The sequence below is a fragment of the Paenibacillus pinistramenti genome, from assembly GCF_005869875.1.
GTDB classification, from domain to species: domain Bacteria; phylum Bacillota; class Bacilli; order Paenibacillales; family Paenibacillaceae; genus Fontibacillus; species Fontibacillus pinistramenti.
Map to the genome: position 1 here is coordinate 53,748 of NZ_VAWG01000017.1, position 9,566 is coordinate 63,313.

At 45.5% G+C, this 9,566-nt stretch carries 9 protein-coding genes and 1 pseudogene; 9 read left to right on the forward strand and 1 reads right to left on the reverse strand.

From position 1 onward, the window contains the following. The first annotated feature begins 43 nt into the window (after nucleotides 1–43). The 8 genes from FCN15_RS16055 to FCN15_RS19215 all read left to right on the forward strand — a co-directional run bounded on the left by FCN15_RS16055 (nucleotide 44) and on the right by FCN15_RS19215 (nucleotide 6,643). Nucleotides 44–1,024: a TIR domain-containing protein gene (locus tag FCN15_RS16055; protein ID WP_138496011.1), complete on the forward strand. Its 981-nt coding sequence runs from the start codon at nucleotides 44–46 to the stop codon at nucleotides 1,022–1,024. Beyond that, entirely contained in the window at nucleotides 1,021–1,200 is a 180-nt protein-coding gene (locus FCN15_RS16060) for a hypothetical protein (protein WP_138496012.1), read from the forward strand. The genes FCN15_RS16055 and FCN15_RS16060 overlap by 4 nt, the downstream gene beginning before the upstream one ends. A gap of 223 nt (nucleotides 1,201–1,423) precedes the next feature. Continuing rightward, nucleotides 1,424–2,587 carry a DUF4317 domain-containing protein gene (locus tag FCN15_RS16065; protein WP_138496013.1) on the forward strand — a complete coding sequence of 388 codons (1,164 nt, stop codon included), beginning with the start codon at nucleotides 1,424–1,426 and terminating at the stop codon, nucleotides 2,585–2,587. Nucleotides 2,588–2,933: 346 nt separating this feature from the next. Further along, nucleotides 2,934–3,911 carry a tRNA dihydrouridine synthase gene (locus FCN15_RS16070; protein ID WP_138496014.1) on the forward strand — a complete coding sequence of 326 codons (978 nt, stop codon included), beginning with the start codon at nucleotides 2,934–2,936 and terminating at the stop codon, nucleotides 3,909–3,911. A 103-nt stretch (nucleotides 3,912–4,014) separates the two neighbouring features. Next, complete coding sequence (locus FCN15_RS16075; protein ID WP_138496015.1) at nucleotides 4,015–4,584, forward strand: SF0329 family protein; 570 nt, start codon at nucleotides 4,015–4,017, stop codon at nucleotides 4,582–4,584. Between the two features lie 76 nt (nucleotides 4,585–4,660). After that, on the forward strand, nucleotides 4,661–5,245 hold the full coding sequence (locus tag FCN15_RS16080) for a DUF4256 domain-containing protein (RefSeq protein WP_138496016.1): 585 nt from the start codon (nucleotides 4,661–4,663) through the stop codon (nucleotides 5,243–5,245). 308 nt (nucleotides 5,246–5,553) lie between these two features. Further along, the gene (locus tag FCN15_RS16085) at nucleotides 5,554–6,213 is read left to right on the forward strand and encodes a helix-turn-helix domain-containing protein (RefSeq protein ID WP_162515389.1); all 660 of its coding nucleotides are present in this window, start codon (nucleotides 5,554–5,556) and stop codon (nucleotides 6,211–6,213) included. Between the two features lie 19 nt (nucleotides 6,214–6,232). Continuing rightward, nucleotides 6,233–6,643 (forward strand): hypothetical protein, encoded by a 411-nt coding sequence (locus tag FCN15_RS19215; RefSeq protein ID WP_162515390.1) that lies wholly within the window; start codon nucleotides 6,233–6,235, stop codon nucleotides 6,641–6,643. 224 nt (nucleotides 6,644–6,867) lie between these two features. On the opposite strand, the pseudogene FCN15_RS16090 reads toward FCN15_RS19215, so the two are convergent. Then, nucleotides 6,868–7,783, reverse strand: a pseudogene (locus FCN15_RS16090) (IS3 family transposase). Nucleotides 7,784–8,850: 1,067 nt separating this feature from the next. Here FCN15_RS16090 and FCN15_RS16095 point away from each other — a divergent pair. Further along, the coding region (locus tag FCN15_RS16095) for an IS256 family transposase (protein ID WP_138496018.1) at nucleotides 8,851–9,566 on the forward strand (716 nt) is incomplete at its 3' end.

The window sequence follows — 9,566 nt, forward strand, 5'->3', positions numbered from 1 at the left end:
GCTGAATAACCGAGTAATCGAATTTCTGAGAAGGGGGAACGGGATGGAGGGACCAAAGCCGAGGTTATTTATTGGATCATCGTCAGAAGCAAAACGGTATGCCACGGCTGTAATGCGTGAGCTGCAGCTCTATGCTGAAATAACTCCGTGGTTCGCAGGCGTGTTTAAAGTAAATAATGCAACCATGGATGATTTAGAAACACAAGTGGATCATAACGATATTGCTGTGTTTGTATTCGGTCCTGACGATATTGTCGATTTTCGGGGAAAAACGGTCCTGGCTCCGCGGGACAATACCCTGTTCGAGATGGGGCTGTTTTGGGGGCGGTTAGGCAGAGAGCGCGTCTTTTACATTGTTCCTATTGAATCGAGTAGAACACATCAGTCTAAAGAAATTACAGAATTTCATATTCCTTCTGACCTGCACGGGTTAACGTATATTACATATGATGCGTCTATGAGTAATAAAGATGCCGCAGTAGTAACAGCCTGTGATTCGATCCGCGAAAAGATTGAAGAGCTGGGCCCATTTGTGAATCCGGCGCACCAGTCGTTGATCAGCTTTTTAATCCAGTTTAACAAGGATCTTCTGGCTGACCCAGGTCGCAGATATGAATATCTATATGAAGCCATCCGAACGGCGTACGACACAAGAACAATTGCAAGTGCCAAGGTCTCTGGAGCTGCGGTTTGGACCGTAGAAGGGACAGATGGAATAAGGCAGGTCGCCGGAAATGTCGGACGCGGAAAATTTTATGATTTTAAAGAATATAAATCAGAGAGTGCTTCCAAGCCCTTAGTCATTGACGTGCACCTGACCGGAACCGAGCAGGCAATTTTGTACAATAAAACGGGTGTTGCGAGCGTATATTTGCTATGTTATCCTGTGGGTAAGGAACTGGTTGTTACGATTCATCTGACGATCAGCGGAGGAATAGCGGCTTCACACATTGAAAGCTTGATGAATGAGAATGAGGAGCTAATGAGTTCAATCCACTATATTTTTGGAGGTGAAGTAACATGAACAGAAGAAACACCCGTAAGACGCATCAAAGGGGTTTTGTTCAGGGAACAGGCATCTCGGGTAAGGTAGTGATTGAAAGGGTGCTGGCACCTACATTGGGTCCTGGAGAAGATACCGCGGGTACCGTTATTTTAAAAAGAAAAGCGGATTATAAACGCCCTGCCATTTTAAGCTGATAAATGGTTTCGTGAAGGTTCAGAATTTGAATATAAAGCAGTTTGGATCAAAGCCACCCGTGCTGCGGGTGGTTTTGGTTTTTTAGATGCCGTTTGACCTGTGCTTGGTGGGCTTCTGTTATTAGCGGCCTAGTGACAGGAAATTATGACCCTTCTGGACAAAGAGCTTTTATTACGTTTATTCTGGAAGAACAATCTACTTCTAGGAGTTGTCTGTTCAATCATGTTAAAAAAAGAAGTTGCCTATATTCGCAAGCAGTTTAAGCTGGATCACGAAAAGCTCCATGTGTACGACATCCTGAACGTCTATATTATGAAGGACAGCAGTGAAATTTATCATTATGAGCGGCAGCCGTTCGAACTGGTGGACAGGGAGAAGCAGGAGCTGCATATGGGGAATTTCAAAAAGCTGCTGACCGGGGAAATGGATCAAAAGCTGTTCGAGCTGAAGCTACATGAGGAAGCGGAGCAGCCCACACGGATCCTTCTGCATCAAGGCCTGTTGACTGGTGATGTTGAAGAATGGCAGGATCTGATGCTATTGCTGGTGGAGAAAATGTTGGCGGACGCCCAATATGAACGGGATACAGTGGTCACCTTCGCCCGCGGACAATATTACAAGCCGACCCAGGCCCGGAACGAGGAAGCAGAGGAGAGTGAAAATAACGAGATGTTCGCAAATCCGTTCATTTTATGCTCGGTGAATTCTACGGAACAGCCACGGAAAACCCTTCTTTTTGATTATCTCGAACGGGAATTCAAGTACAATGTCATCGTGGATCCGATTATCAAGCTAAGCACACCAGAGCAGGGCTTTTTCTACCCCAGCGTGACCGATGGGTATTCCGATGTGAACCGGATTCTGTACTGCTCGGGACGGGCGAACGAGCCGAATCAGCATTTTATCGAGGAGGTCTTGAATGCGGAGAAGACCGTTACGGCCTTGGAAGAGAGATCTATTTTTGAGGAAATCGTAAACACGGTGGCGGAAGAGCCGCTCGATGCCTCGACGATTGCCAGTCTATACGAGGAGATTCATCAGGTCATCGAGACCAATGAAGAGGAAGAACCGCCAACGCTGGATTATAAAGATGTGGAACGGATGCTGACGGTAAGCGGCGTGGAGAACGTGACGGCGGAAAAGGTAGAGCTGGCGTTCCAAACCATCGTGGACGACAGAAACTACGAGTTCAAAGCGAGCAGTGTCGTTCCAAAATTCAATTCGAAGTCCATCAAGATTAATACGAAGGTGGCCACGATTTCGATCAGTCCAGAAGATTTACGGCATGTGAGACAGGTGAATTTTCAAGGAAAAAAATGCCTCCTGATCGAGATTGACGAAGATGTGGTCGTTGAAGGATTTACGCTTAGCTCGGAGACGTTGTAGAACGCCTTCTTCAACCGCTCAGCCTCAGCGTTCAACACGGCCTGTACAGCAGGATCATTAGCAATCGACGCCCGGGGAGACTCTGTGACAAGAATTGATGGCGTCACTTTAACTTCACCTTCGATGGAGCCCTTGGCTTTAAAGCCCATACCGATTGGCAGCCGTAAAATAGAATAAGTTCCCCCTCGAAATAAAGTAGTAGAGGCAAGGACATCGAAAGGCGATGGGAACGATCCATTGTCTTCTTTGCGTTTTTTACCCTCGGGGTATGATATAATTTGCTTTAATTTGCTTTAACCATTTCAGGATAAAGAACGATCCTTTTAGTGATAGAGAGGTTTTGGATATGAAAAATAACTTTTGGCGTGATTTGCCGCGCCCCTTTTTTATACTGGCGCCCATGGAGGATGTGACGGATGTGGTGTTCCGCCATGTGGTCAGTGAAGCGGCCAGACCGGATGTATATTTTACAGAGTTTGCGAACACAGAGAGCTACTGCCACCCGGAGGGGCACCAGAGTGTGCGCGGTCGGCTGACTTTTACAGCGGATGAACAGCCTATGGTCGCCCATATCTGGGGGGACAAGCCGGAATATTTCCGGCAAATGAGTATCGGGATGGCGGAGGAAGGATTTAAAGGAATTGACATCAATATGGGCTGTCCTGTAGCGAATGTAGCGGAGAATGGAAAAGGAAGCGGCCTGATCTGCCGTCCCGGAATCGCAGCCGATATCATCCAAGCCGCCAAAGCCGGGGGCCTGCCCGTCAGTGTAAAAACAAGGCTCGGCTTCACCGCCGTAGACGAATGGCGCGGCTGGTTAACCCACATTTTGAAACAGGATATTGTGAACCTGTCCATTCACCTGCGGACGAGAGAGGAAATGAGCAAAGTAGACGCGCACTGGGAGCTGATTCCGGAGATCAAGAAGCTGCGTGATGAGGTGGCGCCTCATACCCTTCTCACCATTAACGGCGATATTCCTGACCGTCAGACCGGCCTTAAGCTCGCTGAGCAGTATGGCGTGGACGGCATTATGATCGGGCGGGGGATTTTTCATAACCCGTTTGCATTTGAAAAAGAACCCAGAGATCACAGCAGCGATGAGCTGCTCGATCTGCTGCGGCTGCACCTGGATCTCCACGATCAATACTCGGCGGAGATGCGGCGTTCCTTCAGTGCCCTGGTCCGCTTCTTCAAAATCTATGTCCGCGGATTCCGCGGGGCAAGTGAATTGAGAAACAGCTTGATGAATGCGAAGTCGACCAATGAAGCGCGTGCGCTGCTGGATGGGTTTGGAAGCAGGGGACAGAATTCTGCTGATTAATAATGGAGACATCCCCCATCTTGGCGGGATGTTTTTTATGGATATGGCAATCTGCGATCGAATCAAAGCTGGCTATGAGAGCCTAAGAATATAGGGGGATGACATGTCCTGGAGCAAATTAAAGCAGCAGCTGGAGAGCTTTCTCAGTCCTGCGCTGAATGGCAGGGTCGAGTACCGTGCCACAAGTTACCGCTATTTACCCGATAAAGCAGGGAGCAGTTATATTGCGGTAGATGGAAAGAACGTATTTAATATGAGCGATAAGGCCAGCGGAATCCGGTGGTACCAAACGGAGCTTGCGATCAAAAATGATCCGGAGATTCAAATTCCCATCAGCCCGGAAGAGATCGAAACCGTTAGACAAGAGACCAAAGGCAGCGTGCCGGAGGACCGGCTCATCGTGATTGCCAGAAACAGAAAAATGACAGAGCTTGCCAAAGAGCTGTTGTCCGCCCAGTCCTCCTTAAGCAAATCGAATTTTACCGCTACTGCGAATAAGTTTCTAACGACTTCTATCGAGGAAAGCCTGGAGAGCAGCGATATTCTATTAAATATTCTGGCCCTGGTGGACAGAAGGGTCGGGAAGAAGCGGATTGTAAACCTGGCCGGGGAGATGAGGCTGAAGCATCCGGTTGTGCAGTATTTTTATGAGCTGCGGGGCGGCAGGTTGTGAGGAGCTTGCCGTAGACTATTTTTCCAAATCGATTGGGAGCAGGTCCCTGGGATATGGTATTGTAAGGTTGATAAGTATGAAGTTTGGGGAGGAATTCGACTTGACTACTAAGGAGCTGGCACCGGAACAACGTGAAGAGCTGCTCGGAAAGCTGAAGGCCCGTTTTGAGAAAAATAGGAACCGCCATAACGATATTCAATGGTCTGATGTTCAGGACAAGCTTGATACGAATATCGAAAAACTGTGGTCACTGAGTGAAATGGAACGGACCGGAGGCGAGCCGGATGTTGTTGGAAGTGATGAAGAGACGGGAGAATACCTCTTCTACGATTGTTCGCCGGAAAGTCCCAAAGGCCGCCGAAGTATTTGCTACGATCTGGAAGCGCTGGAATCAAGAAAAGAACACAAACCGGCGAATAACGCGCTGGATATGGCCGCTGCTATGGGCATCGAGCTGTTGACGGAAGAACAATACCGGGATCTGCAGAAGCTTGGAGCCTTTGACACGAAATCATCGAGCTGGGTGGAGACACCGGAACGAATTCGCAAGCTCGGCGGCGCCCTCTTCTGCGATCGTCGTTATGACACGGTCTTTGCCTACCACAATGGCGCGGAATCTTACTACGGTGCAAGGGGATTCCGGGGCTGCCTGAAGGTCTAGAATCTAGCTATCACAACCATCTAAAAACCATCTAAAACCAACTAAAACCATCTCAAAATTGTGCTTCGAGCCGAGTGAAATCCGGGTGTTCTATCCTGGGGGCTCGGTTTTTTTCGTTAAAAATAGGACAAGCGAGTGGAGAGAGGATGGAGGAAAAGTGGGGGAGGTGATATGGCTTTAAGGGGTAAGGACAACTATTGATTAAAATAACTCTAGGATGTTAATAATTATTCTTAAGTTTACTTTCAGTTTATATTCACTTTGTTGACTGACTGAACATACACTGTATAATGGAGGTGAGAGGTGATATGATTATGCGTCCAACAGTAATAGAAAGAACAATATTAACGGGGTCAAGCGCCCATGATTTTATTAGGAAAATGGTTGAAACAGATCAACTTCTTACGGCGGCTCTTTTAAAAAACCTGCTTTTTACAGTGAAAGGAGCTGAACAGTACATCCCTCTATGGGATGAAACTAGCCTTCTCGATAAGGAAAGACTTTATGCGTATGCTTCTGTATTGCTTCAGCACATTTCCCAAGAGTCCGGAAACGAGCAAGCGAGCACGGTATCCTTTTCAACTACTGAAGTTGCAAGGTACATTGGTGTTACTGTTCAAACGATTAATACCTGGATTCGTGAAGGGAAAATTAGCGGAGTTGAGAAAGAGGGCAAACGCTGGACGAAAATTCCGGAGGATTCGGTAGTTACATTCGCAAATGGCAAAGCGGTCTCTGTTTCGGTTCTTAAAGCCAATTGGGAAGCTGAAAACCAGGAGCCCGAAGTAGATGAAGTAACATATCTAGAAAAATCCATTAAAGAATTTGAACAAAAATACGGCGGGCCACTTGAACAGGTATTTGGCGATAAAACAATCAAAGAACTGTCAGAAGAAGATACTGATGCCTCGATATGGTGGTCATATAAAGCGAGGTTAGCTAGTGCGACAGCAGACTCTTGGTCTTAAAAAGACAATATTCTCTAACTTGGAATACCTCTACAATGAAATATTGGAGGTAAGGTTTTCTGAGACAGAAAGAAAACAGTTAGATCACAAAAAAGGCAGAGAAGTAAACGCCAAGATTACGTTTCACTATTACAATGGGAACCTTCGTTGCCGTGAAATTTTTGAGGGAACTGAACTCATTGAGTACTATTATGATTGGTATGCCAACAACGGAGCAATCATCCAAAAATTCCACGCTCATTACCATCCTGGTGGAACACCTGAAGAGATTACACAGTTTGATCCGTGGCATTGGCATGTACCTAAAAGTGTTGACGACGTCGAGGGTCATCGAATTGCAAGTAGGCCGGGATATTCTATCCATGATGTCATGGAAGACCATATAAAACCGTATATATTACGCTTAAGGCGTTCTAGCAATGATTGCTAGCAATCACTCAAATAGAGAGCTTTATTTGAAAATGTTCTGTTCTTTGAGGGTTACCTTGACAGTGAGAATGATTTGTCAAACGTATGTAGGCATATCGATAAAAATTGCCAGAGATCAAGCAAATGATCTTTGGTTTTTTTATTAATAGTGTTATTTATAGCTATGGAGAGATGACAATCTAAGTGTACCTCTGTCAATAGAGTAGACACATAAAACCGAGAATATTATGCCGCAGGACGGCACATACGTTCGTACTGATTGGGCGTATGGTACCCTATGGAAGAATGAATCCTTTTTCCATTGTAGAAGCATGTGATATATTCAAAAATGCGTCTTCGAGCCTGCTCCCGTGTTTTGAATTTCTCCAGATAGATCAGTTCTTTCTTGATCACACTGTGAAACGACTCGATGCAGGCGTTATCATAACAGTTGCCTTTGCGGCTCATGCTGCCTAACATATGGTAGTCCTTTATCCGCGCCTGGTAGTGGTAGTCAAGTGAGGCGTACTGGCTGCCGCGTTCAGAGTGATGAAGGATTCCCTTCGGTTTCCCTTGCTGCATGTAGGCGCGTTCTAAGGCCTTCAGCACCAGCGACTTCGTCATCCTTTCATCCATATGGAACCCTACGATTTTACGGCTGTACAAGTCCATGACGCTTGCGAGGTACAGCCAGCCTTCATCGGTCCAGACATAGGTGATGTCAGTCACCCAGGTCTTGTTGGGAGCCAACACTTGAAACTGCTGATTCAGCTCATTTTGCTCCATTTGTAGTATCCACTTCTGGATACGCCCAATGCTTTGCACATCTTCGCCACACGGCACTTGGAGCGTTGATCGTAGATGAATGCGTATATCAGCGTCGGTCTTTTGCAAAGTAGTGCATGGCCTTTTTTAGGATTTCGTTCTCCTCTTCCAAATCACGGATTCGCTTTTGCATATCTCGTAAAGCTTTGTCCTCCGGTTTCAATTGACCACTACCAGGGAAGGCCTGCTTGCCGGATTCCTTGTATTCCGTCATCCATCGGTACAGCGTATTCTCGCTTACCCCCAGTTCCCGGGCAACTTGCGCCACGGCTTTCCCTTCCTCCTGAATCATTTGGATCGTTTGCAATTTAAATTCCTTATCGTACTTTTTCGTCATGTTCGGACACCTCGAATTCTGAATAGGTTTATTCTAAAATTCTCGGTTCTCCGTGTCTACTATTCAGTCTAGCATCAGTATTTTTCATAAGTCATTTGTTTTGAGAAAGAACCTAGGATCATGCTAGTTAAGAATTTCTTAGTCTGTTACGGTTACATCTGAATCTCTAATGATCGATATTCAGTATTTGAATCATGCCTTTTTTAGACATCTTCTTCGCCTCTATAAGATGTATGTCCGTGGCTTTCATGGGGGAGAAGTGAGTTGAAATACAACTTAAGCCAATAAGTGGAATATTTGTGTTGCTCGATGAATTTGAAATGCCAGGTTAATTGGGGTGAAGAAACAATAGAGCTTCTGGTATAAATATGTTTTTTGATAAGGGCATTTGGAAGGTGCAGAATAAATTGTTATAAGCAATCAAAGTGTGTTATTAAAAAACGTGTTAAGAGCCGAGATAAATCCAGATACTTTCTCCTGTTTTTTCTCGGCTTATTTCTTAAATTAGGGAAGAAATGGAGAAGAGCTACCGCCTTAACCCACTTGTATTATCAGGATTTTTATCACTTGTTGCGTCCATATTTTGCTGCCCTCACATCTAATCAATCCTTAAATTTTTCTTGACTATGAACACTACTCTAATTTAATAACTTTTTTGACCCAGATTCTACGTCATTGTTGGGTGAATTGGGAGGGGGAGTGAGTAAATACTGTGCACCCTGAAGGAGAGGTAATGGGGAAAGGGACCGGCGTGTATTGAAATTAGTGGAAATTGGCCAATGCAGCAGAGAAATGCTAGCTAATCTTTTTTATCTTCATAGCGTATATTTTGGACACCAAGAGCACAGGGGAAGGAGCCCGAGAAAGAAATATGGAAAGGAAGCGTAGATGCTTTAAATATAGTTTTAAGATTGGTTCAAACAGCCAAGAAAGTAATGGAATATCTGAAAATATATAATATAAAGAGAGCGTAAAATATCTTGTGTAAATAGATAAATAGCAAAAAGGAAGACCTTTCTTGTAGAATTAAGTCACCACAACCAACTCACAAGAAAGAGGTCTTCCCTATGAATCATTTTACATCAGATTTAGTCCAGGCTCTAGTCACAAAGCAGGACGTAACCGAGATTTTTCGCAATCATTTGGAAATGGCTATGAATCGCTTGTTAGAAACCGAGCTCACCGCATTTTTAGATTATGAGAAGTACGACCGTGCAGGCATAAACTCGGGAAATTCTCGAAATGGCAGCTACTCACGTACACTGCACACCGAATATGGTGATTTAAAGCTCACTATTCCCAGGGATCGCAACGGGGAGTTTAAACAGCAAACGATCGCTCCGTACAAGCGATCCAATGACACGCTGGAATCCTTCGTCATTCACATGTTCCAGAAAGGTGTGACGATGACGGAGATTGCGGACCTCATTGAGAAAATGTATGGACATCACTACACACCGCAAACCGTATCGAATATGACGAAGACCATGGTTGAACATGTCGATGCCTTCACGACACGCAAGCTGGCTAAGCGTTATGTTTGCGTGTATATCGATGCCACTTATGTTGCTGTCAAAAGGGATACGGTCTCTAAAGAAGCCGTCTATCTGGCCGTCGGTATTCGTGAGGATGGCTCCAAAGAGGTGTTAGCGTACACCATTGCTCCAACAGAGTCTGCTTACCTATGGAATGATCTCCTTCAAGATGTGAAAGCACGCGGCACCGAAGAGGTTTTGCTCTTTATCTCCGATGGTTTAAAGGGCATTGTGTCTGCCATTGAGCA

Bases quoted from the DNA above. Each gene is read 5' to 3' on its own strand.
- FCN15_RS16055 (WP_138496011.1), top strand. From the start codon at position 44: ATGGAGGGACCAAAGCCGAGGTTATTTATTGGATCATCGTCAGAAGCA.
- FCN15_RS16060 (WP_138496012.1), top strand. From the start codon at position 1,021: ATGAACAGAAGAAACACCCGTAAGACGCATCAAAGGGGTTTTGTTCAG.
- FCN15_RS16065 (WP_138496013.1), top strand. From the start codon at position 1,424: ATGTTAAAAAAAGAAGTTGCCTATATTCGCAAGCAGTTTAAGCTGGAT.
- FCN15_RS16070 (WP_138496014.1), top strand. From the start codon at position 2,934: ATGAAAAATAACTTTTGGCGTGATTTGCCGCGCCCCTTTTTTATACTG.
- FCN15_RS16075 (WP_138496015.1), top strand. From the start codon at position 4,015: ATGTCCTGGAGCAAATTAAAGCAGCAGCTGGAGAGCTTTCTCAGTCCT.
- FCN15_RS16080 (WP_138496016.1), top strand. From the start codon at position 4,661: ATGAAGTTTGGGGAGGAATTCGACTTGACTACTAAGGAGCTGGCACCG.
- FCN15_RS16085 (WP_162515389.1), top strand. From the start codon at position 5,554: ATGATTATGCGTCCAACAGTAATAGAAAGAACAATATTAACGGGGTCA.